This window comes from Bacillus changyiensis, from assembly GCF_027706145.1.
GTDB classification, from domain to species: Bacteria; Bacillota; Bacilli; order Bacillales; family Bacillaceae; genus Bacillus; species Bacillus changyiensis.
Map to the genome: position 1 here is coordinate 111,867 of NZ_JAQFWW010000001.1, position 25,435 is coordinate 137,301.

28 protein-coding genes and 1 pseudogene are annotated in these 25,435 nt (G+C 38.9%); 28 read left to right on the forward strand and 1 reads right to left on the reverse strand.

Annotated elements, in window-relative coordinates; genetic code table 11:
• Positions 1–15 precede the first annotated feature (15 nt).
• Positions 16–972 carry a DUF1385 domain-containing protein gene (locus tag PDT38_RS00640; protein ID WP_270800074.1) on the reverse strand — a complete coding sequence of 319 codons (957 nt, stop codon included), beginning with the start codon at positions 970–972 and terminating at the stop codon, positions 16–18.
• Between the two features lie 255 nt (positions 973–1,227).
• On the opposite strand from PDT38_RS00640, the gene PDT38_RS00645 reads away from it, so the two are divergent.
• The 28 genes and pseudogenes from PDT38_RS00645 to PDT38_RS00780 all read left to right on the forward strand — a co-directional run.
• Complete coding sequence (locus tag PDT38_RS00645; protein WP_270798237.1) at positions 1,228–1,761, forward strand: YqhR family membrane protein; 534 nt, start codon at positions 1,228–1,230, stop codon at positions 1,759–1,761.
• A gap of 201 nt (positions 1,762–1,962) precedes the next feature.
• Complete coding sequence (locus PDT38_RS00650) at positions 1,963–3,024, forward strand: M24 family metallopeptidase (RefSeq protein ID WP_270798238.1); 1,062 nt, start codon at positions 1,963–1,965, stop codon at positions 3,022–3,024.
• 36 nt (positions 3,025–3,060) lie between these two features.
• Positions 3,061–3,618 carry an elongation factor P gene (efp, locus tag PDT38_RS00655; RefSeq protein WP_270798239.1) on the forward strand — a complete coding sequence of 186 codons (558 nt, stop codon included), beginning with the start codon at positions 3,061–3,063 and terminating at the stop codon, positions 3,616–3,618.
• 284 nt (positions 3,619–3,902) lie between these two features.
• Positions 3,903–4,184 carry a YqhV family protein gene (locus PDT38_RS00660; protein ID WP_270798241.1) on the forward strand — a complete coding sequence of 94 codons (282 nt, stop codon included), beginning with the start codon at positions 3,903–3,905 and terminating at the stop codon, positions 4,182–4,184.
• Between the two features lie 85 nt (positions 4,185–4,269).
• Positions 4,270–5,193 (forward strand): stage III sporulation protein AA, encoded by a 924-nt coding sequence (gene spoIIIAA, locus PDT38_RS00665; RefSeq protein WP_270798242.1) that lies wholly within the window; start codon positions 4,270–4,272, stop codon positions 5,191–5,193.
• Complete coding sequence (spoIIIAB, locus tag PDT38_RS00670; protein WP_270798244.1) at positions 5,187–5,702, forward strand: stage III sporulation protein SpoIIIAB; 516 nt, start codon at positions 5,187–5,189, stop codon at positions 5,700–5,702. The genes spoIIIAA and spoIIIAB overlap by 7 nt, the downstream gene beginning before the upstream one ends.
• Before the next feature lie 20 nt (positions 5,703–5,722).
• Positions 5,723–5,929: a stage III sporulation protein AC gene (gene spoIIIAC, locus PDT38_RS00675; RefSeq protein WP_270798245.1), complete on the forward strand. Its 207-nt coding sequence runs from the start codon at positions 5,723–5,725 to the stop codon at positions 5,927–5,929.
• Between the two features lie 7 nt (positions 5,930–5,936).
• On the forward strand, positions 5,937–6,338 hold the full coding sequence (gene spoIIIAD, locus PDT38_RS00680) for a stage III sporulation protein AD (protein ID WP_270798246.1): 402 nt from the start codon (positions 5,937–5,939) through the stop codon (positions 6,336–6,338).
• 20 nt (positions 6,339–6,358) lie between these two features.
• Positions 6,359–7,558: a stage III sporulation protein AE gene (gene spoIIIAE / locus PDT38_RS00685; RefSeq protein WP_270798248.1), complete on the forward strand. Its 1,200-nt coding sequence runs from the start codon at positions 6,359–6,361 to the stop codon at positions 7,556–7,558.
• Positions 7,559–7,569: 11 nt separating this feature from the next.
• Positions 7,570–8,229 carry a stage III sporulation protein AF gene (gene spoIIIAF / locus PDT38_RS00690; RefSeq protein ID WP_270798249.1) on the forward strand — a complete coding sequence of 220 codons (660 nt, stop codon included), beginning with the start codon at positions 7,570–7,572 and terminating at the stop codon, positions 8,227–8,229.
• Positions 8,192–8,869, forward strand: a complete 678-nt coding sequence (gene spoIIIAG, locus PDT38_RS00695; protein WP_270798251.1) for a stage III sporulation protein AG — start codon at positions 8,192–8,194, stop codon at positions 8,867–8,869. The genes spoIIIAF and spoIIIAG overlap by 38 nt, the downstream gene beginning before the upstream one ends.
• A 3-nt stretch (positions 8,870–8,872) precedes the next feature.
• Positions 8,873–9,496 (forward strand): SpoIIIAH-like family protein, encoded by a 624-nt coding sequence (locus PDT38_RS00700; protein ID WP_270800075.1) that lies wholly within the window; start codon positions 8,873–8,875, stop codon positions 9,494–9,496.
• A 170-nt stretch (positions 9,497–9,666) separates the two neighbouring features.
• A complete protein-coding gene (accB, locus tag PDT38_RS00705; RefSeq protein ID WP_270798254.1) occupies positions 9,667–10,149 on the forward strand; it encodes an acetyl-CoA carboxylase biotin carboxyl carrier protein in 483 nt (160 codons plus the stop codon).
• 11 nt (positions 10,150–10,160) lie between these two features.
• The gene (gene accC, locus PDT38_RS00710) at positions 10,161–11,513 is read left to right on the forward strand and encodes an acetyl-CoA carboxylase biotin carboxylase subunit (protein WP_270798257.1); all 1,353 of its coding nucleotides are present in this window, start codon (positions 10,161–10,163) and stop codon (positions 11,511–11,513) included.
• A gap of 47 nt (positions 11,514–11,560) precedes the next feature.
• Positions 11,561–11,944: an Asp23/Gls24 family envelope stress response protein gene (locus PDT38_RS00715; protein WP_270800078.1), complete on the forward strand. Its 384-nt coding sequence runs from the start codon at positions 11,561–11,563 to the stop codon at positions 11,942–11,944.
• Between the two features lie 206 nt (positions 11,945–12,150).
• Positions 12,151–12,540, forward strand: coding sequence for a transcription antitermination factor NusB (nusB, locus tag PDT38_RS00720; protein WP_270798259.1), 390 nt, complete (start codon positions 12,151–12,153; stop codon positions 12,538–12,540).
• 16 nt (positions 12,541–12,556) lie between these two features.
• Positions 12,557–13,405: a bifunctional methylenetetrahydrofolate dehydrogenase/methenyltetrahydrofolate cyclohydrolase FolD gene (gene folD / locus PDT38_RS00725; RefSeq protein ID WP_270798261.1), complete on the forward strand. Its 849-nt coding sequence runs from the start codon at positions 12,557–12,559 to the stop codon at positions 13,403–13,405.
• Positions 13,406–13,478: 73 nt separating this feature from the next.
• Complete coding sequence (xseA, locus tag PDT38_RS00730; RefSeq protein ID WP_270798274.1) at positions 13,479–14,828, forward strand: exodeoxyribonuclease VII large subunit; 1,350 nt, start codon at positions 13,479–13,481, stop codon at positions 14,826–14,828.
• Positions 14,821–15,078, forward strand: a complete 258-nt coding sequence (locus PDT38_RS00735; protein WP_270798276.1) for an exodeoxyribonuclease VII small subunit — start codon at positions 14,821–14,823, stop codon at positions 15,076–15,078. Before xseA ends, PDT38_RS00735 begins: the two co-directional genes overlap by 8 nt.
• Positions 15,068–15,958, forward strand: a complete 891-nt coding sequence (locus PDT38_RS00740) for a polyprenyl synthetase family protein (protein ID WP_270798277.1) — start codon at positions 15,068–15,070, stop codon at positions 15,956–15,958. Before PDT38_RS00735 ends, PDT38_RS00740 begins: the two co-directional genes overlap by 11 nt.
• A gap of 191 nt (positions 15,959–16,149) precedes the next feature.
• The gene (gene dxs, locus PDT38_RS00745) at positions 16,150–18,051 is read left to right on the forward strand and encodes a 1-deoxy-D-xylulose-5-phosphate synthase (protein ID WP_270798279.1); all 1,902 of its coding nucleotides are present in this window, start codon (positions 16,150–16,152) and stop codon (positions 18,049–18,051) included.
• Positions 18,048–18,893 carry a TlyA family RNA methyltransferase gene (locus tag PDT38_RS00750; protein ID WP_270798280.1) on the forward strand — a complete coding sequence of 282 codons (846 nt, stop codon included), beginning with the start codon at positions 18,048–18,050 and terminating at the stop codon, positions 18,891–18,893. The genes dxs and PDT38_RS00750 overlap by 4 nt, the downstream gene beginning before the upstream one ends.
• A 106-nt stretch (positions 18,894–18,999) precedes the next feature.
• Positions 19,000–19,449: a transcriptional regulator AhrC/ArgR gene (gene ahrC, locus PDT38_RS00755; RefSeq protein WP_270798281.1), complete on the forward strand. Its 450-nt coding sequence runs from the start codon at positions 19,000–19,002 to the stop codon at positions 19,447–19,449.
• A 27-nt stretch (positions 19,450–19,476) separates the two neighbouring features.
• Positions 19,477–21,213, forward strand: a complete 1,737-nt coding sequence (gene recN / locus PDT38_RS00760) for a DNA repair protein RecN (protein WP_270798282.1) — start codon at positions 19,477–19,479, stop codon at positions 21,211–21,213.
• A 118-nt stretch (positions 21,214–21,331) separates the two neighbouring features.
• Positions 21,332–22,654 (forward strand): SpoIVB peptidase, encoded by a 1,323-nt coding sequence (gene spoIVB, locus PDT38_RS00765; protein ID WP_270798283.1) that lies wholly within the window; start codon positions 21,332–21,334, stop codon positions 22,652–22,654.
• 285 nt (positions 22,655–22,939) lie between these two features.
• Positions 22,940–23,740 carry a sporulation transcription factor Spo0A gene (gene spo0A, locus PDT38_RS00770; protein WP_270798285.1) on the forward strand — a complete coding sequence of 267 codons (801 nt, stop codon included), beginning with the start codon at positions 22,940–22,942 and terminating at the stop codon, positions 23,738–23,740.
• A gap of 705 nt (positions 23,741–24,445) precedes the next feature.
• The gene (locus PDT38_RS00775; RefSeq protein WP_270798286.1) at positions 24,446–24,640 is read left to right on the forward strand and encodes a hypothetical protein; all 195 of its coding nucleotides are present in this window, start codon (positions 24,446–24,448) and stop codon (positions 24,638–24,640) included.
• A gap of 158 nt (positions 24,641–24,798) precedes the next feature.
• Positions 24,799–25,428, forward strand: a pseudogene (locus PDT38_RS00780) (IS1595 family transposase); the annotation flags it as partial.
• Positions 25,429–25,435 lie beyond the last annotated feature (7 nt).

The window sequence follows — 25,435 nt, forward strand, 5'->3', positions numbered from 1 at the left end:
CCAATTCGTTAAAGTCTATATTACGATATGAGAAGGTTCCTTCTGTTCGTCCTCTGCTTTGGTCTCCATATCAAGAAGTTCATTGAAACTTTCAATTGCAACCTCAACCTGATCGTCAGATGGCTCTTTTGTTGTTAAGAGCTGCAGCCATAGACCTGGATAGCCCAGCACTTTAAGCACCGGAATATTTCTCACTTTATTAGTGAGCTGCAGTACTTCAAATGAAATACCAAGAACAACTGGTATCAGAGCAATTCTATTTAAAATGCGGACCCAAAGAGGGTCAGTAGGAACAAGCAAGTAAACAAACATGCCCACGATCACAGTAAACAAAATAAAACTGCTGCCACATCTGTAATGAAGTCTTGACTGACGCTGAACGTTTTCAACTGTTATTGGCAAATTTTGTTCATAACAGTTTATGACCTTATGCTCAGCTCCGTGATACTGAAATACCCTTTTAATAAAAGGTGTACACGAGATCGCGTAAATATAGCTTAACAGCAGAACCAGTTTAAATAAGCTCTCGATCATGATCTGTGCAACATCGGACTGAAATATAGGTCTAGTCAATTCCGCTAAAAAGACGGGAACCAAGGTGAATATAAATTTGCTGAATAGGAATGAAAGCACTCCAATAACAGCAACGCCAAAGATCATTGTCAGTTTTGACTGTTTTTCTTCTTGGATCTGATCATCTAACGCAGGATCACGGTCATATCTTTCACTTGAAAAGTTCAAATGTTTGGTTCCATTTGCGCTTGCTTCAATAATTGCGATAATTCCTCTAATAAAAGGAATTTTCTTTAACTTTTCAAATGTTGGATTTGATTTGCGTGGCAGTTTGAAAAATTCAATACTTTGATCCTTTCTGCGAATCGCCGTGACATAGTGGCGTTTGCCTCCGAACATAACACCTTCAACAACAGCCTGCCCACCGTATGCTTGCTGTTGGTTTTTCTGATTTGACATAAGCATCAACCTATCTGTATCAATCTTTAAATTCATTAACCATTTCCTTACACCTATTGTACAGGAAAAGTGATGAAACCTCTAGATCGATGGCTTGAAAAAAATCATGAAATTCATTAACAACCGTCGTCAAATCTAATAAAAGTATACCCGTTTTCATATTTTTTACACTTATCGAATTAAAAAACTGTCAAAACGTTTATTTTTGACACTACCATTTTTGGACATAATGGAGATGGAGGTGAACATAATAACATGAGTAGTGAAGACAATAAGAAAGATGAAGAATTAGAACAAAATAAACGGGAAAAACCTATACCTTTTAGTGGAAGAGTCATTACAACTGGGTTTTTCGCTGGTGTATTTTGGAGTGCTTTAGGAGAGCTAACCCATTTTTTGAAGTTTTCAGAAGTCAGCCCTAATATGATTCTTCAGCTGTTTATCCTCGGTGACTGGAAAAGTGAATTTCTTGGAACGGTCATTAGCATATTACTAATCGGGGTTATATCTATTGGGGCTGCACTGCTGTATTACAGCATTTTCAAACAGGTGAAAGGCATGTGGATGGGTGTTGTATACGGAGCCATTTTGTGGGTCATTGTGTTTTATCTGTTTAATCCGATGTTTCCAGATGTTCAAACTGTTCCCGAACTAAAACGGGAAACTGTTATTACAACATTTTGTATCTACTTATTGTATGGATTATTTGTTGGCTACTCTATTTCATTTGAATACAATGAATTAAATGAAGAAAAACTTTCCCGTGTCATCGGTGAATCAAGAGAATAATGTTGAGATAGGTGTTGTATGTTAAAATGTTCACTGTAAGTGGACATTTTTTTATTTTGAATTGTAAAAGGGGGGAGGTTCGGTACGGAATCAATAACCGTCGATTTAATCTGATATGTTTTGTGGAAGATGTGCAGTCATATTTGTGTTTTGCCTGAGGTTTTCTGTTATTTTTAAAACCATAAATAGGGGGATTCAACAATGAAACTGAAAAAATTGAGAGAGCTTTTTTGCGGGCTCGGAATAGAAGGGCTCCTTGTCACAAGTCAAGTGAATCTCCAGTATATGACCGGGTTTACCGGCTCATCGGGTCTTGCCGTTATATCGGAGGACAGAGCTGTCTTTATCACAGATTTCCGTTATACTGAGCAGGCCAAAAGACAAGTCAATGGCTTTGAAATTATCGAACATACTAGAGGTATGAGTGCAACAGCAGTTGATGTTATAAAAGAAATGGGATTAAAAAAAATCGGTTTTGAACAGGATAAAATGACATATGGAATGTATGCAAATTACAAGAATGCACTTGGGGCAGTGGAACTTGTTCCGGTTTCAAGATCTGTGGAAAGGTTACGCTTGATTAAGTCAAGTGAAGAGATTAAGATATTAAAGGAAGCTGCAAAGATTGCAGATGCTGCGTTCAGCCATATTTTGACGGTTATCAAGCCAGGTATGACAGAGATTTCAATTGCCAATGAACTTGAGTTTTACATGAGAAGTCAGGGAGCGGATCATTCTTCATTTGATATGATCGTGGCATCAGGGCTTCGTTCAAGCTTGCCGCACGGAGTAGCAAGTAGCAAAACTGTTGAAAAGGGTGATTTTGTAACCTTGGATTTCGGGGCTTATTATAAAGGTTACTGCTCAGATATAACCCGAACAATTGCAGTGGGGGAACCAAGTGATCAGCTGAAAAACATCTATCAAATTGTATTTGAAGCGCAAATGATTGGCATGACGAATATTAAACCAGGTATCACCGGAAGGCAGGCTGATGCCTATACAAGAGATCATATCACTTCTAAAGGTTATGGTGACTATTTTGGGCATTCTACAGGTCACGGTCTTGGTATGGAAGTTCATGAAAGTCCAGCACTCTCAGTTCGTTCTGACCAAACGCTTGATAAAGGCATGGTTGTAACCGTTGAACCAGGAATCTACATACCCGGCACGGGTGGCGTTAGAATAGAGGACGATATTGTCCTGACTGACGAAGGGAATGAATCTCTTACCCACTCTGCAAAACATTTAATTATTTTATAATCAGTTTGAATTGGATTTTAGGAGGATAAGTAAATCATGATTTCAGTAAACGATTTTCGTACAGGTTTAACGATTGAGGTAGACGGAGGGATTTGGCGTGTTATGGACTTCCAACATGTCAAACCTGGAAAAGGGGCAGCATTTGTCCGTTCAAAATTAAGAAATCTTCGGACGGGAGCTGTTCAGGAAAAAACGTTCCGTGCAGGTGAGAAAGTAGCGCGGGCTCAAATTGAAACAAAAACAATGCAGTATTTGTATGCAAACGGTGATCAACACGTGTTTATGGATACGGAGACATATGAGCAGCTTGAACTAAACGCTTCTCAAATTGAAGAAGAATTGAAATTTTTGCTTGAAAACATGTCTGTTCATATCGTCATGTATCAGACCGAAACAATTGGAATTGAATTACCGAACACTGTTGAACTGAAAGTTGTTGAAACAGAACCGGGCATTAAAGGTGATACAGCTTCAGGTGGCACAAAACCAGCAAAAACAGAAACAGGTTTAGTTGTCAATGTACCGTTCTTCGTAAACGAAGGAGATAAACTCGTTGTCAACACTTCTGACGGATCATACGTATCAAGAGCATAGAAAAAAGAACTGTTCTAAAAGGTCGTAGGAATTGACCTTTAGAACAGTTTTTTTTTGTAAGCAATCCCACCTCTCCTTCTACCCCTTATCAAACAACATGAACATGGTCAGCTGTTATTTGTGATCGTCAAGAAAGAGTCAAATAGCATGAGTTGAAAATGTTGTAAACAAATTGCCCCTTCCCAATCTATTGATTTTACCTTTTATAGAAAAATGAGAAGACTACTTTTTTTAGATAGAGCATAGATTGTAAAAAAGCCGAGGTGATACTGGAGGTTTACAAAATGAAGTTTTTATTTGGACAAGCCAACCCAGCTGTTTTAACAATGGCCATGTTAAGAATGTTATCTTCCTTGATCGAGCTGACAGCTGCTGTTGTCATGTTGCTAATGAATGATGTAAAGAAAGCGGTTGTCGTAAACAGTGTTCTTGCTATGGTCGGACCGATCATCTTTATCATCACAATGACGATTGGAATATATCAAATTGCGGGACAGCTTTCATATGCGAAACTTATTCTCATTTTCATGGGTGTTGTTTTCATTATTGCAGGAATCTACAAATAGATTTCTAAAGAGGGCTTGTCATAAAGTCTTTCTTTGGACATACATTTTTATAAAAGACATAGCAAAAAAAGAGGAGGGAGTGTTTTTGCATCGCATCATAGAGATTCTCCCTGACACGATTAAACACGCGCTTAGTGAGCTTAGTCAACATGAAGTTGACCAAATAGAAGAAATTCGAATTAGGACAAGTCGTCCGCTCGAATTAACCAACAAAGGGCAACCTCATTTCTTGAATTATAAAGCAACATTAAAAGATACAACGATACTTTTGAACCGACTAGGTAATTACAGTATGTATACACTTGAAGAGGAGCTAAAAAAAGGTTATGTCACAATTAAAGGCGGACATCGAGTTGGGCTTTGCGGCAGGGTTATTTTAGAAAACGGTCTCGTTAAGGGAATCAGAGAGATCTCGTCATTTAATATTCGAATGGCTAAAGAAAAGATTGGTATTGCAAAGCCGTATGTCTCGCATCTATTTAACAAAATATGGTTAAATACGCTCGTTATCGGCCCGCCACAAACAGGTAAAACGACCTTGCTTAGAGATCTTGCTAGACTGATTAGCACCGGAAGCGGACAGATCCAGGCTAAAAAAGTTGCGATCATTGATGAAAGATCAGAAATAGCCGGCTGTGTAGATGGAATTCCTCAGTATCAATTTGGTCATCGTATTGACATTCTTGATGCTTGTCCAAAGGCTGAGGGGTTGATGATGATGATCAGGTCGATGAGTCCAGAAGTCATCATTGCAGATGAGATTGGCAAGATGGAAGATGCTGAAGCTTTATTAGAAGCGGTCCATGCCGGTGTGTCAGTGATTGTTTCAGCTCATGCGTTCACATATTCCGATTTGCAAAAAAGGCCTTCATTGAAAGTTCTTTTAGAAAACGGTGTGTTCCAGCGAGTTGTTGAACTATCTCGAAACAACGGACCTGGAAGCTTAAACAGAATTTATAACGGGGAAGGAAAACCAATGAGAAACACCGGGAAGGTTTTATCATGCTGAAACTTTTAGGGGCAGCATTTATTTTGGTAACGGTCACATGGACGGGTTTTGAAATGGCAAAACCTTTCAGTGAAAGACCGAAGCAAATCCGCCAACTTTTGGCCGCTTTGCAGTCACTAGAAGCTGAGATTATGTATGGACATACACCGCTATGCCTAGCTTCAAAACATGTTGCCAATCAGCTTGCAAAGCCGATTTCCTCTTTGTTTGTAGATTTTGCCGAAAAACTTGAAGAAGGCAGAGCAACAGCAGGTTCAGCTTGGGAGGATAGTTTGCGGAAGGTGTGGCCAGAAACAGCCCTCAAAAAAAAAGAAATTGATATCTTAAAACAATTTGGGGAAACGCTTGGCAAGCATGATCTAATTTCTCAACAAAAGCATATTAAATTGGCGATTACTCATTTAAAAACAGAAGAAGCCGAAGCGAACCTTGCTCAGACAAAAAACGAAAAAATGGTAAAAAGCCTAGGATTTTTGGCAGGACTGTTACTGATTCTTCTATTGATGTAAAAGAGGGGAGCACACATGAAATGGGAGTAGACGTAAATATTATTTTTCAAATAGCAGGTGTGGGGATTGTTGTCGCTTTTCTTCACACCATTCTCGATCAGATGGGTAAGAAAGAATACGCTCAATGGGTTACTCTGCTGGGGTTTATTTATATTTTATTCATGGTCGCTACCATCGTTGATGATTTGTTTCAAAAGATAAAAGCTGTCTTTCTATTTCAGGGATAGGGGGGGCTTGCTCATTGAGATCGTTCAAATCGTTGGATTAGGAATGATTGCGACCTTCCTCAGCCTGATTGTCAAAGAGCAAAAACCAACATTTGCTTTTATGATTATCGTGTTTACCGGTTGTGCTATTTTTTTATTTTTAGTAGATCAAGTCTACCACATCATTCGCATGATCGAGAAGATCGCCTCCAACGCAAATATCAATATGACATATGTTGAAACCATTCTGAAAATTATTGGAATCGCTTATATTGCTGAATTTGGCGCCCAAATAACAAAAGATGCTGGACAAGGAGCGATCGCCTCAAAAATCGAGCTGGCAGGCAAAATTCTCATATTAGTCATGGCTATCCCAATCTTAACTGTCGTTATTGAAACCATCATTAGGTTGATTCCTTCTATGTCTTAATGAAAGGAGGATTTTTGAATGTGAAGCGTGCTCTAGTCTGGCTGTTTGTTATCGGAATTGCTTGCACCGGGTCCCGACATGTACAAGCTTCGGAAAATCATGAGGAAACGGTGGACCCCGCTAGAAAAACAGCAGAAATGATGGCAGAAAAACAAATGAATTCACTGGAAATCGATCGGGTCTCAGAGTTCTGGAATAAGATCATGACTGAATATGGCGGGCATCTTCCAGAAAGTCAAAAAGGGAGTTTGTTGGAATTTATTAAGGGAGATAAGCATTTTTCGCCAGAAGAATGGGTCAAGGCCCTTTTTTCTTACTTATTTCATGAAGTACTAACGAATGGAAAACTGCTAGGGACGCTCATTCTTTTAACAATATTTTGTACACTATTACAACTTTTACAAAATGCGTTTCAACAAAGTACGGTAAGTAAAGTGGCTTATGCGATTGTATATATGGTGTTAATTATTTTGGCTTTAAACAGTTTTCAGATTGCGATCGCATATGCGAATCAAACCATTCAAACAATGACCAGTTTTATCTTGGCACTTATTCCTATGCTTCTTGCACTTATGACAACATCTGGAGGAGCTGCTTCAGCCGCTTTCTTCCATCCAGTCATTCTCTTTTTAATGAATACGAGCGGTCTGTTTATCCAGTATGTCGTGCTCCCACTTTTATTTTTATCAGCTATTCTGAGCATTGTCAGTACGATGACAGAACAATATAAAGTCACGCAGCTTGCCCAACTGCTAAGAAATGCCGCAATTGGCACACTTGCCGCGTTTTTAACGATATTTCTAGGTGTCATCTCTGTTCAGGGTGCTTCAGCTGCAGTAGCGGACGGAATTGCTTTAAGAACTGCAAAGTTTATTACGGGAAATTTCATTCCCGTATTGGGTCGAATGTTTACTGAAGCAACAGATACAGTCATTAGCGCTTCCCTTTTGCTTAAAAACACTGTCGGGATTTTAGGAGTGGCGATCTTATTATGTATTGCCGCATTTCCGGCTATTAAAGTGCTCTCACTAGCTCTCATTTACAAACTGGCCGCCGCAGTTTTGCAGCCCTTGGGAGGAGGTCCTGTGATCAGCTGTCTTGGTGTCATCAGCAAAAGCGTGATCTATATTTTTGCGGCAATGGCCATCGTTTCGCTTATGTTTTTCCTAAGTTTAACTGTGATCATTACCGCAGGGAATCTGACCATGATGATGAAGTAGGGGGGTCTGTCGTGGGATTTTTGACAGAATGGCTGACAAATATTATTTTATTTATCTTGCTTGCAACGATTATCGATATGCTCTTGCCGAATTCGAGCATGAAAAAATACGCAAAAATGGTGATCAGTCTACTCTTGATTGTCGTGATCTTAAACCCAATCTTTAAATTGTTCCGCACAGATCCAGATATTATTTTTGAAAAATTGACCAAAAATGGACAAGTTCATCCTGAAAAAATAAAAAGTCAGCTAAATTCAGAAAAAAAAGAAATACAAGCTTCACAACAAGCATATATTTTAGAACAGATGGCAGACCAATTAAAAAACAATGCAGAGGAGCTGTTCAATCATGACAAATATGTGATAGAACGAGTTAAACTCTCAGCCGCTGGCGAGCTCAAGTCAGAGAAGGATGTTTTTGGACAAATAGAAGTCGCTGTTTTTATGGATTCCGCTTCCCAAAAAACTGTCCAAGCTATTTCTCCTGTTGACATTGATACAGGGGAAAGTTACCAATCCAAACACGAACAAAACGAAAAAGAGATTGAAAATATAAAGCATCGGCTTGCAGACATTTGGGAAATAAGCCCCGATAAGATTACTGTTCATTTAGAAGGGGGGGAACAAAGCGGCAATGAACAAAAGAACTTGGATCGACAAACTGATCGGTAACTTGCTCCCAAAAGAGGGAAAAACGAAACTGACAAAATATCACTACTTTTTACTTCTATTTGTTCTAGGTGTTTCCTTCATGCTCTTAAGCCAAATCTTATCTTCCGAGCCTTCTCAAGATCAAGCGGCTTTTCCTGCATCATCAAAAACGCAGACGCATAGCCCTAAAGCTGGCAGTGAAAAAGAAGTGTTTAAACCTTCAGGAACTGATAAACCAAAGGACTCTATTAAAGATTATGAACAAGAGTATGAGAATCAATTGAAAGAAATATTAGAAACGATCATCGGTGTTGAGGATGTCTCAATTGTTGTCAATGTTGATGCGACATCATTGAAAGTGTTTGAAAAAAATCGAAAATCACAAGAAACAACAACAGATGAAACGGATAAACAAGGTGGTAAACGAACCGTCTCAGAACACAATTCCGATGAAGAGATCGTCATCATCAAAAATGGTGAGACGGAAACCCCAGTTATTGTTCAGACGAAAAAACCTGATATTAGAGGTGTACTCGTTGTCGCTCAAGGAGTGGACAACGTTCAAATAAAAAAAACTATTATTGAAGCGGTGACAAGGGTACTTGATGTTCCGAGCCATCGTGTCGCTGTTGCCCCTAAAAAAATGAAGGAGGATTCATAAATGATGCTGAAAAAACAAACGGTTTGGCTACTTACAATGTTAAGTCTCGTTGTTGTGCTAAGTGTTTACTACATTATGTCCCCTGAAGGTGAAAATGTCGTCTCCATTGATAAAGAACAAGTCGCTTCAGAAAAAGAAAAGCCGATGGAGGAGCAACCTGTTAAAGAAAAAGATATAGAATCAAAAGACAAACCTGAAGGTAAACAAGATAAAGAAACTTCGGCTCACGAACAAAGTGATCAAAATGCTAATGTTGTGACAAAGGAATCTTCTGATAAAGATTTATTTACAACCTATCGGATGGAAATGGAAGATCAGCGCAGTAAAATGAGAGAAGAATTAAACGAAATTGTTAGAAGTGACAAAGCATCCGCAAAAGAAAAAAGTGAAGCTTATGATAAAATGACGGAGCTAAGCGATGCGGAAGGTACTGAAAAAACATTGGAAACCCTTATTAAAACAAAAGGATATGAAGATGCTTTGGTTAATGCCGATGGTGATAAAGTAAATATTACCGTCAAATCAAAGGATCATTCAAAATCAGCAGCTATTGATATCATCGATATCGTGAAAAAAGAAGTGAACAAACTAAATGATGTTGCGATCACATTTGAACCTGCAAAATAAAAAGATTTCCCCGCCATGATAAGGCGGGATTTTTTTTATGAAATGAAGGACGAGAGAGAGAGCTGTCATGTTGTAGTTGAATTCGCTCTCCTACTCCTGTAAGATGAATATAGTATGTACTTTTAGTACTAACTAATAATGAAAAATTTATTCATTAGGAGTGCGATAGCATGTTAAACATTGATGAAATTAGACAACTGATTAAATTAATTGATGAATCGTCAATAGATGAATTTACATATGAAAATGAAGGATCAAAAATAGAGCTTAAAAAGCGAAACAATCAGCCTGTTCAGATGGTTCAAGAAGCACCAGTTGTCTCAACACAAGCTTCTCCTGCACAAACTCAAGTACAGCAGCCTCCTGTTCAGGAGAAACCAGTTAACCAGGAAGCGGCAAGCGCTCATGAAAATCTTCATAAAATCACATCTCCGATGGTCGGAACATTTTATGCATCATCTTCACCTGATGCTGATCCATATGTAACGATAGGTTCAAAAATAAATGATTCTACGGTGGTCTGCATTGTGGAAGCGATGAAGCTGTTCAATGAAATTGAAGCTGAAGTGAAAGGCGAAATTGTTGAAGTTCTAGTGGAAAACGGTCAGCTTGTAGAATATGGACAACCTTTATTTTTAGTAAAAGCAGAGTAAGGAGTATTAAGATGATAAAAAAGCTATTAATTGCGAACAGAGGAGAAATCGCCGTTAGAATCATCAGATCTTGTAAAGAGCTAGGCATTGATACGGTAGCGGTCTACTCAGAAGCAGATAAAGACGCACTTCATGTTCAGATGGCGGATGAAGCATTTTGCATCGGTCCGAAGTTCTCAAAAGACAGCTACTTAAATATCACCAATATTGTAAGTGTTGCTAAGATGACTGGGACAGACGCGATTCACCCTGGTTATGGTTTTTTAGCTGAAAACGCCGATTTTGCTGAGCTTTGCGAACAAGTAAATGTAACTTTCGTCGGTCCGACAGCAGAAGCAATCTCAAAAATGGGAACGAAAGATGTTGCAAGAGAAACGATGAAAGCGGCCGGTGTCCCGATTGTACCAGGGTCTAAAGGGATTATCGAAGAAATCGAAGATGCGGTTTCATTGGCACGTGATATTGGGTATCCTGTCATTATAAAGGCAACAGCAGGCGGTGGTGGAAAAGGCATCCGTATCGCCCGTACGGAAGAAGAATTGATCAACGGCATTAAGATCACACAACAGGAGGCCGCCACAGCATTTGGAAATCCAGGTGTGTATATTGAAAAGTATATAGAAGATTTCAGACATGTTGAAATTCAAGTGCTTGCTGACACACATGGAAACACAATTCATCTTGGTGAGCGGGATTGTTCAATTCAAAGGAGGCTACAAAAGTTACTTGAAGAAACCCCTTCACCTGCTTTAGATGAGAAGATTAGAGAACAGATGGGACAAGCAGCTGTTAAAGCGGCAGAAGCCGTTCAATATACAGGTGCAGGAACGGTCGAATTTATTTATGACTACCGTGAGCAAAAATTTTATTTTATGGAAATGAATACTCGGATTCAGGTTGAACATCCAGTTACTGAGATGGTGACTGGTGTAGACTTAATCAAAGAGCAAATCAAAGTTGCTTCAGGGGAAAGATTAAGTCTTTTCCAAAATGATGTGACATTTACTGGATGGGCAATGGAATGTCGGATTAATGCGGAAAATCCTGAGAAAAACTTCATGCCTTCGGCAGGGAAAATCGAGATGTACCTTCCCCCAGGTGGCCTAGGTGTTAGAATCGATTCAGCGGTTTATCCAGGTTACACGATCCCACCTTACTATGACAGCATGATTGCCAAAGTGATCACATATGGAAAGACTAGGGATGAAGCAATTTCAAGAATGAAGCGGGCTTTAAGCGAGTTTGTAATTGAGGGAATTCACACAACAATCCCTTTCCATCTAAAATTATTGGAGCATGAAACATTTGTAAGCGGAGAATTTAATACAAAGTTTTTAGAAATATTTGATGTGATGGGGTCGTAATTTTTACGGAGGTGAGTGAATTGAAAAATGACAATAGTTTATTGGAAATGAACCAGGAAGAAAATCATTTAGGTAAAGTGGAAATTGCACCTGAAGTGATTGAGGTCATTTCTGGAATTGCTGCATCTGAAGTCGAGGGAATTGCCGAAATGAGAGGTAATTTTGCAACTGGTGTTGTAGAACGGTTTGGAAAGAAAAACCATGGTAAAGGTGTTAAAGTTGACTTGTCTGAAGAGGGAATTACAATTGATGTATATTGCGTGGTATCATTTGGTGTTTCAATCCCGAAAATTGCTAAAACGGTTCAAGATAATATTCGTCAGACGCTCCTTAACATGACTTCTCTTTCTATTAATGAAATTAATGTTCATATCGTAGGCATTCAATTTGATCATAAGACACAAGAAGTAGAAATTGATCAAGAGATCTAGTACGACGACTAATTAGCAGAAGAACCAAGGGGAATGTCGGCCCTTTGGTTTTTTCATGTTCGATTGATCATTTAGATCAAAACACGAATATTTTTTACTGTTTTATCTGTATTATTCGGTTGTATTCACATGCGGAAAGCATAAAAATATGATATGATCTCTTTGTGCCTGAAGCAGCAAAGAGGATTAAAGGAGAAATAAAAAGAATGAAAAGAAGAGCAGCAAGAGAAAAGGCTTTACAATCCCTATTCCAGATTGATGTCAGTCATATAGAACCAAAGGAAGCAATGGAACATGCCTTAGGTAACCAAGAAAGTGATGCATTTTTCGAACAGCTTGTTTATGGAGTTTTAGATCATCAAGAAAAAATTGACGAAATGATTTCACGTCATCTTATCAATTGGAAACTGGACAGGTTGGCCAATGTAGATCGTGTCATTTTACGGATTGCAGCTTTTGAAATGATGTTCTTAAATGAAATACCAGTCAATGTCTCGATGAATGAAGCGATTGAACTTGCAAAGCAATTTGGAGATGACAAATCGGCGAAGTTTATAAACGGTATGCTTTCTAACATTAAATCTGACTTAGAATAATTTAGGAGGAGAGCAAATGACAGCAACCATCATCGATGGAAAAGAAACAGCAAAACAAAAACGTGGGCAGTTGGCCAAGGAAGTTGAAGAACTAAAAAAACAAGGAGTAACTCCGGGATTAGCCGTTATTTTAATTGGTGATAATCCTGCTTCTCTTTCATATGTCCGTGGGAAGAAGAAGGTAGCTGAGGATATGGGAATGCGTTTTCAGTTAGACCATTTTGACGAACATTTCACCGAAGAAGAGCTTCTAGCAGTGATTGACCAATACAACCAGAATGACGACTTTCACGGGATTCTTGTCCAGCTGCCTCTCCCAGATCATATTTCTGAACAAGCGGTGATTGAAAGAATCTCACCTGATAAAGATGTTGACGGTTTTCATCCACTAAATATCGGGAAAATGTTGCTTGGTGAAGAGACATTCCTACCTTGCACACCTGCAGGTATTATTGAATTGTTACATGAAACTAATATTGGTTTATCAGGAAAAGAAGTTGTTGTCGTTGGTAGAAGTCATATTGTTGGTAAACCAGTTGGTATGCTACTTCTGAATGAAAATGCGACCGTTACATATTGTCACTCAAGAACAGCTGATCTCACAGCTCATACGAAAAAAGCTGATATTCTCATTGTTGCAGTTGGTAAAGCGCATTTTATTCAAGCCGATCAAATAAAAGAAGGGGCAGTTGTGATCGATGTCGGTGTCAACCGGCTTGAAAACGGTAAGCTTGTTGGAGATGTGGCGTTTGAAGAGGTGAAAGAAAAAGCTTCTTATATTACACCAGTCCCAGGTGGGGTCGGTCCGATGACGATTACGATGCTCGCCCATAATACGGTTAAATCTGCAAAACGATTGATTTAACGACTAAGACGTTCATTCGTGAGTAACTGACGAATGAACGTTCAGTCTGTTTGGCGAGAAAGGAGACTGTACCATGAGCGAAGTTTCATTTGTCACGGTGACAGCTTTGACAAAGTATATTAAACGAAAATTTGATGTAGACCCCCATCTTGATGACATTTGGATTAAAGGAGAACTATCAAATGTTAAAATACATAGCAGGGGGCATATTTATTTTACACTAAAAGATGACAACGCTCGCATTCAGGCGATTATGTTTGCTAGACAGAATCAAAATCTTGGCTTCACACCGGAAGATGGAATGAAGGTTTTGGTTAGAGGTGGGATTTCGGTATATGAACCGAGTGGTCATTATCAACTCTATGCAAAAGAAATGCAACCTGATGGAATTGGTGCGTTGTATTTGGCATATGAGGAACTAAAGAGAAAGCTTTCAAAAGAAGGATTATTTGATGAACAATATAAAAAACCCATTCCTGCTTTTCCATCTATCATTGGTGTAGTGACTTCACCTACAGGAGCGGCTGTACGGGATGTCATTACTACCATTAACAGAAGATACCCTCTCGTAAAAGTCATTGTCCTCTCAACCCTTGTCCAAGGAGACAACGCAAGTCGGTCGATCGTCAAAAGTATTGAGGAGGCCAATCGCAACCAGTTGTGTGATCTATTAATTATCGGACGTGGCGGAGGATCGATTGAAGAACTGTGGGCATTTAATGAAGAGATTGTTGCCAGAGCTATCTTTTCTTCTGATATTCCGATTATTTCTGCTGTCGGTCATGAGACAGACTTTACAATCAGTGATCTAACTGCTGATTTACGAGCGGCTACTCCGACAGGAGCCGCTGAACTGGCAGTACCCAATATCCTTGACCTGATGGAGCGATTAAAAGCATTTGAAGCCAGAATGACGAATATAATGCAACAAATTTTTAAAAAACAACAGGAGCGTCTCAACACCCTCCAAAGCTCTTACGCTTTTCGGTATCCAAAAAGGCTTTATGCTCAAAAAGAACAAGAATTTGATATTGCATTTGGTCATTTTCAAAGACAGTTAGCATTGACTTTAGACCGAAAAAATCAGAAACTGAATGAACAAACATATAAACTTGAGATGCTTCATCCCCAAGAACAGCTAAGACAGGCGCGAAAACGCCATTATGAGCAAACAAACCGGCTGAAACGAAATATGAATGTCGAGCTTAAGCAAATTCATTCACAGTTTCAAACGATTCTTGGGAAGTTAAATGCATTAAGCCCGCTTGAAGTCATGAATAGAGGGTATAGTTTGACATATAAAGAGAACGAACTGATTAAAAGTATTGAACAGGTTCAAGAAAATGATGATATCTTGGTTAAATTAAAGGATGGCACATTAACCTGTAGTGTGCGACAAAAGAGAGGCGAGAACAATGGCTGAACAAAATAAAGATCAAAACGAAATGACATTTGAAGTGGCGATGAAAGGTCTTGAAGAGATTGTATCAAAACTTGAAGAAGGGGATGTGCCTTTGGAAAAAGCCATCGATTATTTCCAGAAAGGCATGGTTTTATCAAAAATGTGCCATGAAAAACTTCAAAATGTAGAGAAACAAATGGACTACATTTTGCGAGAAAATGGTGAGTTAGCTCCTTTTAGTGTTCGGGAGGAGGACAAAGGTGAACAGTAAGCTAGCCGAATTTTTAAAAACGAGAAAAGCCGTCATTGAACAGCGCCTTTTCTCATATATTCAAGAGTTGCAAGCACCTTCAAGCCTTAAACAATCTATGCTTTACTCATTGCAAGCGGGAGGAAAAAGGCTGAGACCGATTTTAGTGCTTGCGCTTCTGCATGCTTATCGCAAAAAAGAAGCAGATGGTATTCCGGTCGGATGTGCTGTTGAGATGATCCACACCTATTCTTTGATCCATGATGATCTTCCTTGTATGGATGATGATGATCTAAGAAGAGGTAAACCGACAAATCATAAAATCTTTGGTGAAGCAACAGCTGTACTTGCAGGGGATGCGCTCTTGACGGAAAGCTTTAAGATGATCACGACATCCGTTTCGACTGAAGTATCAGCTGAAAAACGTCTCAAACTAGTCAATGAACTGATTTCTGCAGCAGGTGCAGAAGGTATGGTAGGTGGACAAATTTTAGATATGGAAGCTGAATCAAGACAGATTTCATTAGAAGAATTGCAATCTGTTCATGAAGGGAAAACAGCCAAGTTGCTTAGCTTTAGTGTGATAGCAGGAGCTATATTGGCAGATGCGCCTTCAAAAGAAATAGAAAAACTTAGAGAATTCAGCTACCATATTGGGGTCGCTTTCCAAATCAGAGATGATATTTTAGATCTTGAAGGCTCAGAAGCGAAAATTGGTAAGCGGACTGGTTCTGATATGACAAATGGAAAATCAACCTATCCGTCTCTTCTGTCTTTGGATGGGGCTAAACAAAAGCTCATTGAACATATTCAAAAAGCCAAACAAATCATTTCACAACTTTCTTTAGAAAAAGAACTGCTTTGTGAGTTTTGTGATATGATTGCAGATAGAGACCATTAAACGCGCGCTTCGCATTTGAATAAAAAGCTGATTATGATAAAATATAGACAGTTAAATCTTGAATCAACGCGCCGTTATCACGAAGTGTTAGCGGCGGTTTTTTCAGATTTTATATTTGAGCTCATTCATCTAAAAACAACTTAAGCAAGGCGCATACTTGCAGAAATTATGCTGAAAGTGAGTTGATCCGATTGGATCTATTATCTATAAAAGACCCAACCTTTTTAAAAAATCTTTCAAATCAAGAACTGAGAAGCTTGAGTGATGAGATTCGCCATTTTCTAGTTGAAACGCTTTCAAAATCAGGAGGGCATATTGGTCCTAACCTCGGTGTGGTTGAGCTTACAATTGCACTGCATAAAGAATTTAATAGTCCGAAGGATAAACTTTTGTGGGATGTCGGTCATCAATCATATGTACACAAGCTCTTGACAGGACGTGGCAAAGATTTTGCGACACTCCGTCAGCATAAGGGGTTGTGTGGCTTTCCTAAGCGGAATGAAAGCGAACACGATATTTGGGAAACGGGGCATAGCTCGACTTCACTTTCCGGAGCAATGGGAATGGCAGTTGCAAGAGATTTAAAAGGGACAAACGAGTATATTATTCCAATCATTGGTGATGGTGCGCTTACTGGCGGTATGGCGCTAGAAGCATTAAATCACATCGGCCATGAACAAAAAGATATGATCGTCATTTTAAATGACAATGAAATGAGTATTGCTCCAAATGTTGGTGCGATTCATACCATGCTTGGAAGATTGCGTACAGCCGGAAAATACCAATGGGTGAAAGACGAACTCGAATATCTTTTTAAACGAATTCCAGCTGTAGGTGGTAAACTTGCAGCCACAGCAGAACGTATTAAAGACAGTTTGAAATATCTTTTAGTATCAGGTATGTTCTTTGAAGAACTCGGCTTCACATATTTAGGGCCTGTAGACGGTCATTCCTATGAAGAGTTGTTTGAAAATATGCAGTACGCCAAAAAAACGAAAGGCCCTGTTCTTCTTCATGTCATTACGAAAAAAGGAAAGGGCTATAAGCCTGCGGAATCCGATAAAATTGGAACATGGCATGGCACAGGTCCTTATAAGATCGATACAGGAGATTTCGTGAAACCAACGGCAGCTGCTCCTTCTTGGAGTGCACTTGTGAGTGAAACCGTTCGTCGACTGGCTCGTGAAGATAAACGCATCGTGGCGATTACCCCAGCCATGCCTGTCGGTTCAAAACTTGAAGGGTTTGCGAGAGAATTTCCGGATCGAATGATTGATGTCGGGATTGCAGAACAGCATGCTGCGACGATGGCGGCTGGTCTTGCAACACAAAATATGAAACCGTTTCTCGCCATTTATTCAACATTTTTGCAACGGGCATACGATCAAGTTGTTCATGATATTTGCCGGCAAAATTTAAACGTTTTTATCGGGATTGATCGAGCCGGTCTTGTCGGAGCTGATGGTGAAACACACCAAGGTGTATTTGATATTGCTTTTTTGCGCCATATCCCGAATTTGGTATTCATGATGCCTAAAGATGAAAATGAAGGTCAACACATGGTCAATACGGCAATACAATATGACGATGGTCCAATCGCCATGCGGTTTCCGCGTGGAAACGGACTAGGTGTTAGGTTGGATAAAGATTTAAAAACCATTCCAATTGGAACATGGGAGGTTTTGAAATCTGGTACAGATGCAGTCATCTTGACGTTTGGCACAACCATTCCAATGGCGCTTAGTGCGGCTGAAGAACTTCAAAAAGAAGGACGCTCTGTCAGGGTAGTAAATGCGCGTTTTATCAAGCCATTTGATGAAAAGATGTTGCAAAGTATCCTAAACGAAGGTCTGCCGATTTTAACGATTGAAGAGGCTGTACTACAAGGGGGCTTTGGCAGCGCAATCCTTGAGTTTGCTCATGATCATCAGTCCTATAGCCCAATGATTGACCGGATGGGAATCCCTGATCGATTTATTGAACACGGCAGTGTTACATGTCTTCTTGAAGAAATCGGTCTAACAAAAGAGAATGTAATCAAACGCATAAGAATGTTAACACCAGTAAAGACTCATAAAGGAATTGGATCATGACAGTGAAAAAAGAACGGCTCGATGTATTACTAGTAGAAAGAGGATTAATTGAGACAAGAGAAAAAGCAAAAAGAGCCATTATGGCTGGCATTGTTTATACAAATGAAAACCGGTTAGACAAGCCAGGAGAGAAGGTCGACCGCTCCATCCCGCTAACCATTAAAGGAAACCAATTAAAATATGTCAGTAGGGGCGGATTAAAACTTGAAAAAGCATTAAAGGAGTTTCAACTTTCACTTCAAGGAAAATTGATGATTGATATTGGTTCCTCAACCGGTGGTTTTACAGACTGTGCTCTGCAAAATGGGGCTGTCCGCTCTTATGCGGTTGATGTAGGCTATAATCAGCTTGCCTGGAAGTTGCGCCAAGATGAACGCGTTATCGTCATGGAGCGCACTAATTTTCGCTATTGCACCCCCGCTGATTTCACAGAGGGAATGCCAGAGTTTGCAACGATTGATGTATCATTTATTTCCTTAAAAATGATTTTGCCTGTGCTGAAAAAGCTCCTAGTACCAGAAAGTGATTGCGTTGCACTCGTAAAACCTCAATTTGAAGCTGGACGTGAGTCGGTCGGAAAAAAAGGAATTGTTCGCGATCCTATCGTTCATCGTCATGTTTTGAACGATATTAACCAATTTGCCGCAAATCAAGGATATCATTGTCAAGATGCATCGTTTTCTCCGATTACAGGTGGTGATGGAAATATCGAATTTCTGCTTCATTTAAGATGGAGTGGAGAAGACCAGCCTGGCACACCGATAAGAGAGGATAAGATCAATCAAATTGTTGAAGAAGCCCATAGGACATTAAAAGCAAAGAAATCGGATGAAAAGGAATGATAGCCGGCTATTATTCCTTTTTTACTATATGCGTGTACTTTTTTGTCAAAATCATATAACATAATTGTATAAACATACACGAAATCTGTATAGACAGAGGTGCAAAATGAACAAAGGACAAAGGCATATAAAAATTAGGGAAATCATAACTGCTTATGAAATCGAGACCCAGGACGAACTTGTCGATATTTTAAAAAAAGCCGGCTATAATGTAACGCAAGCTACAGTTTCCCGTGATATTAAGGAGCTTCATTTAGTAAAAGTTCCGACAAACAGTGGCTCATACAAATATAGTCTTCCTGCAGATCAGCGATTTAACCCGCTCTCCAAACTGAAAAGAGCATTAATGGATGCATTTGTAAAAATTGATTCAGCCAGCCATATGATCATCTTAAAAACAATGCCAGGAAATGCTATGGCAATCGGAGCGTTGATGGACAATTTAGATTGGAAAGAGATCATAGGTACCATCTGTGGCGATGATACCATTTTAATTATTTGCCAGAAGCAAGAAGATACAGCGTTAGTGCAAAAGAAAATTTTGGATCTCTTATAATGTTTAGAAAAAGAGGTGTTTTATTGCTTGTTAGCTGAATTATCGATAAAGAACTTTGCCATTATTGAAAAACTCGCCGTTTCTTTTGAAAAAGGACTGACTGTATTAACAGGAGAAACCGGTGCTGGAAAATCAATTATCATTGATGCGATCTCTTTGCTTATTGGAGGAAGGGGATCTTCTGAATATGTCAGATATGGTGAAAAAAGAGCTGAATTAGAGGGGCTTTTTTTGCTTGATGGTGATCATCCCGTCTTGGAGCTATGTTCAGAACAAGGAATCGAAGCTTCAGATGATATGATCATTTTGAGAAGAGATATCAATGCAAATGGCAAAAGCATTTGCCGTGTTAATGGAAAACTTGTCACAATCGCTACATTAAGAGAAATTGGAAGGCTTTTATTGGATATTCACGGTCAGCATGATCATCAGCTTTTAATGACAGAAGACCATCATCTTGAGCTCTTAGACCGGTATGCTGGTGAAGAAGTTGATAAAGCCTTGAATGCCTATCAAGAAGTATATGATCGTTATTTGAACGTGTTAAAGAAGGTTCATCAGCTCTCTGAAAGTGAACAAGACATGGCTCATCGTCTTGATTTGATTCAATTCCAGCTTGGTGAAATTGAATCAGCAAACCTAGAGCCAAAAGAGGACGAGCGTTTAGAGGAAGAACGACAACAAATTTCGAATTTTGAAAACATTTTTGAAGCCTTGCAAAATGCTTATCATGCACTTCGTAATGAGCAGGCAGGACTGGATTGGGTAGGTATGGCGGCAAGTGAATTGGAAAGCGTTTCCGATATTCATGAAGAACTAAAAAAGATATCTGAGTCTGTCACCAATGCGTACTATATGTTAGAGGACTCTACCTTTCAAATTCGAAACAAGCTAGATGAATTGGAGTATGATCCCGAGCGGCTTAACATGATTGAAATGCGTTTGGATGAAATCAAGCATCTGAAGCGTAAGTACGGTGCCACTGTCGAAGACATTTTCACTTATTCCTCTAAAATAGAGGAAGAAATTGAACGGATTCAAAATCGGGATAGCCATTTGGAAAAGTTGAAGATCGAGTTGGATTCGGTGGTAAAAGATCTTTGTATAGAGGCAAAAAATGTCTCGAAAATCCGTAAATCTTGGGCTGAAAAACTTTCTTATCATGTTCAACAAGAATTAAAAGAACTTTATATGGAAAAGACGAAATTTGATACTAGCTTTCACATAAAAACAACGGACTCTCGAGAACGAGAAAGTGTACCCGTTATCAACGGTACACCTGTTCAGCTCACAAAAAAAGGGATAGATGTTGTTCGTTTTCTCATTTCAACAAATCCTGGGGAACCGCTTAAATCTTTGGCAAAAGTAGCTTCAGGTGGCGAATTGTCAAGAATTATGTTAGCAATCAAAAGTATTTTCTCCACACAACAAGATGTTACATCAATCATTTTTGATGAAGTTGACACAGGAGTCAGCGGAAGAGTTGCACAAGCCATTGCGGAAAAGATTCACCGCGTCTCAACAGGTTCTCAAGTTTTATGTATTACCCATCTGCCACAAGTAGCTGCAATGGCTGATACCCATCTTTTGATAACAAAGCAATCTAAAAGTGGCAGAACGATGACAAGTATTACTTCTTTGTCAAAACAGGAAAAAATTTCAGAAATCGGTCGGATGATTGCCGGTGTAGAAGTCACAGACTTGACAAAACGCCATGCAAAAGAACTTTTAAATCAGGCCAATCTTGTTAAAAATAGTGGGTGAGCTGTTTATTTGAACAGCTCGCTTTTTATATTCTTTATCTTTTTATCCAATGTTTTTCTCTCGATCAAAGTTATAAATCACTCTCTGAAAGGCAAAAGTAAAGATGTAGCGAGTCATTATGGTGTGGGTTAGGTGCGAGGAGAGTGAAAAGGTGGATGTTGGAAAAATCAGAAAAGCAGTAGGTTTAATTCTCCTTGTTTCTTTAATAAGTGTGGGGTTTTACAAACCTGTTAAAGAATACATTGTAATACCAAAGCATATGAACATTTTTGAAACCGACTCACGGGTCATTGACACCAGTTTATCTGTAAAGACCCAAAAAGAAAAGAATGCATCATCAGAAGCGTTTACATTAAAAAAGAATCACCATGATATGAAACTAAACGGGAAGAAGACAGGGTCAGGAGAATTGGTTTATGATGTTGCAGGATTTCCAGTTAAAAAAACAAAAGTAAACGTTCTCTCTGATTTAAAAGTGATACCAGGTGGGGAGTCAATTGGTGTAAAGTTGCATTCTGTAGGGGTTTTAGTTGTAGGTTTTCATCAAATTAATACGAAAGACGGAAAAAAATCACCTGGTGAAGAAGCCGGAATTATGACAGGTGATATCATTACAAAAATAAACGAGAAGAAAATTGAAAAAATGAATGATATCACCCCGTTTATTCAAAAAGCAGGGAAAACAGGAGAAACGCTTCAGCTTTCCGTCAAAAGAGATCGTCAAAAAATCGAAACAAAACTGACACCAAAAAAGGACCAAACCGAAAACAAATATCGAATTGGATTGTATATTAGAGACTCTGCTGCAGGAATCGGTACGATGACCTTTTTTGAACCCACCTCTAAAAAATATGGGGCACTAGGGCATGTCATTTCAGATATGGATACAAAAAAACCGATTGAAGTGGAGAATGGGGAAATTGTAAAATCCACTGTTACCTCAATTGAAAAAGGAACAGGTGGAAACCCGGGCGAGAAATTGGCTCGTTTTGCATCTGAAAGAAAAGTAATTGGTGACATTAACAGAAACAGTCCATTTGGAATATTTGGAACACTTCATCACCCCATTAAAAACCACATTGAAGATAAAGCTCTTCCAATTGCGTTTTCAAATGAAGTAAAAGAAGGACCCGCACAGATTTTAACCGTTATCGAAAATGATAAGGTCGAAAAATTTGATATCCAAATTGTCAGCACAACTCCTCAGAAATTTCCGGCTACAAAAGGAATGGTGCTGAAAATCACCGATTCCAGGTTGCTAAACAAAACAGGGGGAATTGTTCAAGGAATGAGCGGCAGTCCCATTATTCAAAATGGAAAAGTCATCGGTGCGGTTACACATGTGTTTGTTAATGACCCAACAAGTGGGTACGGTGTTCATATTGAATGGATGTTATCTGAAGCCGGTATTGATATTTACAAAAATAATAAAGCAAGCTAAACTGCCAGGATTCTCTGGCAGTTTTCTCCTTTAATTTTTGAACAAACTCATGTAAAATGAAAGTAGAAAAAGATTTTTCGACAAACTCATGATTTGATGATTGTCAAGCTTCGTAATTGGTCGAAAAAACGAGAAAAACAGTGAAAACAAAAAGAAAACCATGATAAACGACTAATAATTGAAAAAATCATTTTTAAAAAGAGGGAATAAACTGACGTTGTCGAATTAAACATATTAGAAAAAGATTGATGAAATTTATCAACATCACATTGGGGAGGAAGAAACGTGGAGAAAATTAAAGTATGTATTGCTGATGATAACAGGGAGCTTGTCGGCCTTTTAAGTGAATATATAGAGGGCCAAATTGACATGGAAGTCCTCGGCGTGGCATATAATGGTCAGGAATGTCTCTCATTGTTTAAGAATAAGGAGCCTGATGTCCTTGTACTTGATATTATCATGCCTCATCTTGATGGATTGGCTGTGCTAGAGCGGTTGAGAAAATCGCAGTTGAAAAAACAACCGAACGTGATCATGTTAACAGCATTCGGACAGGAAGATGTCACGAAAAAAGCCGTAGAATTAGGCGCTTCTTACTTTATTCTTAAACCTTTCGATATGGAAAACTTAGTCGGTCATATCCGTCAAGTAAGCGGAAATGGTTCACATACGGTTCACCGAGCACCATCTGCTCAAAATAGCATTTTGCGTCCGCAACAAGAACCACCAAAGAAAAACTTAGATGCTAGCATCACAAGCATTATTCACGAAATCGGTGTACCTGCACATATTAAGGGATATTTATACTTAAGAGAAGCCATTTCCATGGTGTATAACGATATTGAACTACTCGGCAGCATCACAAAAGTTCTTTATCCTGACATCGCCAAAAAATTTAATACAACAGCTAGCCGCGTCGAACGGGCAATCCGCCATGCCATAGAAGTCGCATGGAGCAGAGGAAATATCGATTCGATCTCCTCGCTATTCGGCTACACTGTCAGCATGACAAAAGCAAAACCGACGAATTCCGAATTCATCGCGATGGTCGCAGATAAGCTTCGCTTAGAGCATAAGGCTTCTTGAGAGGAGCAGTGATGTGGGTTTGGCGGTGACTTAAGGGTTGAATAGCAAACTGTTTCTAACGAATAGAGTTTATCGTCATTCCGATAAATTGATCGCTAGTTCTACGCGCGATTAGTGTTAAAAACGAAATAGCGGAAGGTTTCTCACCTCGTCTTTTTAGGCGGGGTTATTTTTTCATTTATACTCCTCGATCACACCTTGCAGTAGAAATAGTTTTTGTAAACTCCTACGTATTAAGATTTCAAGCATTTGTTCTAAAACATTGCTCTTCGCGCGGATTTTTTAAAAAGATAATCGCGATAGGGTTTAGCAAGACAAGTGGTTTCATTGGCTTGCACAGAGGGGAGCTTGCGAACGAATGTAAAACCTTTAAAACATACCGTCTCATTCTAACGAACATCCGACCATCTAGGACTATTCCTGAATCTATCATCACCTCTCTGTCTATATAGAGAGTCGCGAATGACTGTGAATCAACTGGCATTCAAGTAATACAATTTTGTTTTTCTTTTTGCGCTTGACAATCCTTTTTTTACAATTGAAATTGTGTTAGTTTTATCGCACTCGGAACCATTTGGTCTTTGATGCGTATAGTCTACTAGATTAATATCGATCATTTTTTTTCTGGTACACCAGAAGGCACAAGAGTATTTCAGTAAGTGGATCATTTAACAGGACGAATTAAGTTTTAAGGAGGTATTAAATATGTCTACAGGTCTTATTTCTATAGTCGCTATATTATCTATCGTTATATGGAGTGCGGTGTCCCGAGAACTTGTAAAATCTTCAAAAAAGAATGATAAAGAGAACAATGGACGAAAAATTATAACTTTAATGACTGCAGGTACCCTATTAACACTACTACTGACCATCTCGCTTTTTCAACATATCCCGTTTTAAAAAATGACTGTTTTCTTATAGATTGTTGCTTTCTTGACCATAATGTATAAAGGCATATAGTAGGGTTTAAGGAGGCATTCAAGTATGTGGAAAGATGAATATGAAGAGTTCAGCGAATTAACGAAATCAGAGCATTGCTCTGAAACAAGATTTATTTCCTGAAGCGCCAGATAAAATCACAAATTTCTACTGCTTTTTATTGGAGACATAAAATCTTAACGCATTGGGAAGTCTTGAGTTTAATCAATTACAAGGTATCGATGAAAGTGGCGAAACCTTCTTTCGTGAATCATTAAAAGGTCGTAGAGAAGTCACTCACAGAAAAGCCAAGAAACGTGGGGAAAAGGACAAGAAAAGAGGTATTTCTATCTTAAATTGCTGTTTAGTAGCACAAGATAGGAACGGGAACAAGGCGTGTTAAAGCCGAAGAAATTGACAATGTGATAGGTGAATGTAAATGTATTTACCCGTCTACTTTGTTATGTACAGATACAGCAACGAACGATAAAAAGTTTGCCAAGATAAAAGGATTCCCACAAAACGGTCAATGAACAACAAAAACAGCGTGTAAAGAAAGGAGTATAGCACATTCAGCACGTCAATAATTTTCATAATCATTTGAAAACTTAGATGAAAAGGTTTCAAGGAGTTGCAAAGAATTACCCTATTGATTTTGTTGACTTGAATTAGAGGAAGAATTTGCATTTGAAAAATGAGTGGAGCAAATGCTTATTTCAGCGTGTCAAAAATCAAATTACAGAACTGTTCAAATGTTGAGGAGTGCATAAAAAGACC

Excerpts from the sequence above, each read along its gene's own strand:
- PDT38_RS00640 (WP_270800074.1), bottom strand. The coding sequence starts at position 972 with ATGTCAAATCAGAAAAACCAACAGCAAGCATACGGTGGGCAGGCTGTT.
- PDT38_RS00645 (WP_270798237.1), top strand. The coding sequence starts at position 1,228 with ATGAGTAGTGAAGACAATAAGAAAGATGAAGAATTAGAACAAAATAAA.
- PDT38_RS00650 (WP_270798238.1), top strand. The coding sequence starts at position 1,963 with ATGAAACTGAAAAAATTGAGAGAGCTTTTTTGCGGGCTCGGAATAGAA.
- efp (WP_270798239.1), top strand. The coding sequence starts at position 3,061 with ATGATTTCAGTAAACGATTTTCGTACAGGTTTAACGATTGAGGTAGAC.
- PDT38_RS00660 (WP_270798241.1), top strand. The coding sequence starts at position 3,903 with ATGAAGTTTTTATTTGGACAAGCCAACCCAGCTGTTTTAACAATGGCC.
- spoIIIAB (WP_270798244.1), top strand. The coding sequence starts at position 5,187 with ATGCTGAAACTTTTAGGGGCAGCATTTATTTTGGTAACGGTCACATGG.
- spoIIIAC (WP_270798245.1), top strand. The coding sequence starts at position 5,723 with ATGGGAGTAGACGTAAATATTATTTTTCAAATAGCAGGTGTGGGGATT.
- spoIIIAG (WP_270798251.1), top strand. The coding sequence starts at position 8,192 with ATGAACAAAAGAACTTGGATCGACAAACTGATCGGTAACTTGCTCCCA.
- PDT38_RS00700 (WP_270800075.1), top strand. The coding sequence starts at position 8,873 with ATGCTGAAAAAACAAACGGTTTGGCTACTTACAATGTTAAGTCTCGTT.
- accB (WP_270798254.1), top strand. The coding sequence starts at position 9,667 with ATGTTAAACATTGATGAAATTAGACAACTGATTAAATTAATTGATGAA.
- accC (WP_270798257.1), top strand. The coding sequence starts at position 10,161 with ATGATAAAAAAGCTATTAATTGCGAACAGAGGAGAAATCGCCGTTAGA.
- PDT38_RS00715 (WP_270800078.1), top strand. The coding sequence starts at position 11,561 with ATGAACCAGGAAGAAAATCATTTAGGTAAAGTGGAAATTGCACCTGAA.
- nusB (WP_270798259.1), top strand. The coding sequence starts at position 12,151 with ATGAAAAGAAGAGCAGCAAGAGAAAAGGCTTTACAATCCCTATTCCAG.
- folD (WP_270798261.1), top strand. The coding sequence starts at position 12,557 with ATGACAGCAACCATCATCGATGGAAAAGAAACAGCAAAACAAAAACGT.
- xseA (WP_270798274.1), top strand. The coding sequence starts at position 13,479 with ATGAGCGAAGTTTCATTTGTCACGGTGACAGCTTTGACAAAGTATATT.
- PDT38_RS00735 (WP_270798276.1), top strand. The coding sequence starts at position 14,821 with ATGGCTGAACAAAATAAAGATCAAAACGAAATGACATTTGAAGTGGCG.
- PDT38_RS00750 (WP_270798280.1), top strand. The coding sequence starts at position 18,048 with ATGACAGTGAAAAAAGAACGGCTCGATGTATTACTAGTAGAAAGAGGA.
- ahrC (WP_270798281.1), top strand. The coding sequence starts at position 19,000 with ATGAACAAAGGACAAAGGCATATAAAAATTAGGGAAATCATAACTGCT.
- spoIVB (WP_270798283.1), top strand. The coding sequence starts at position 21,332 with ATGGTGTGGGTTAGGTGCGAGGAGAGTGAAAAGGTGGATGTTGGAAAA.
- PDT38_RS00775 (WP_270798286.1), top strand. The coding sequence starts at position 24,446 with ATGTCTACAGGTCTTATTTCTATAGTCGCTATATTATCTATCGTTATA.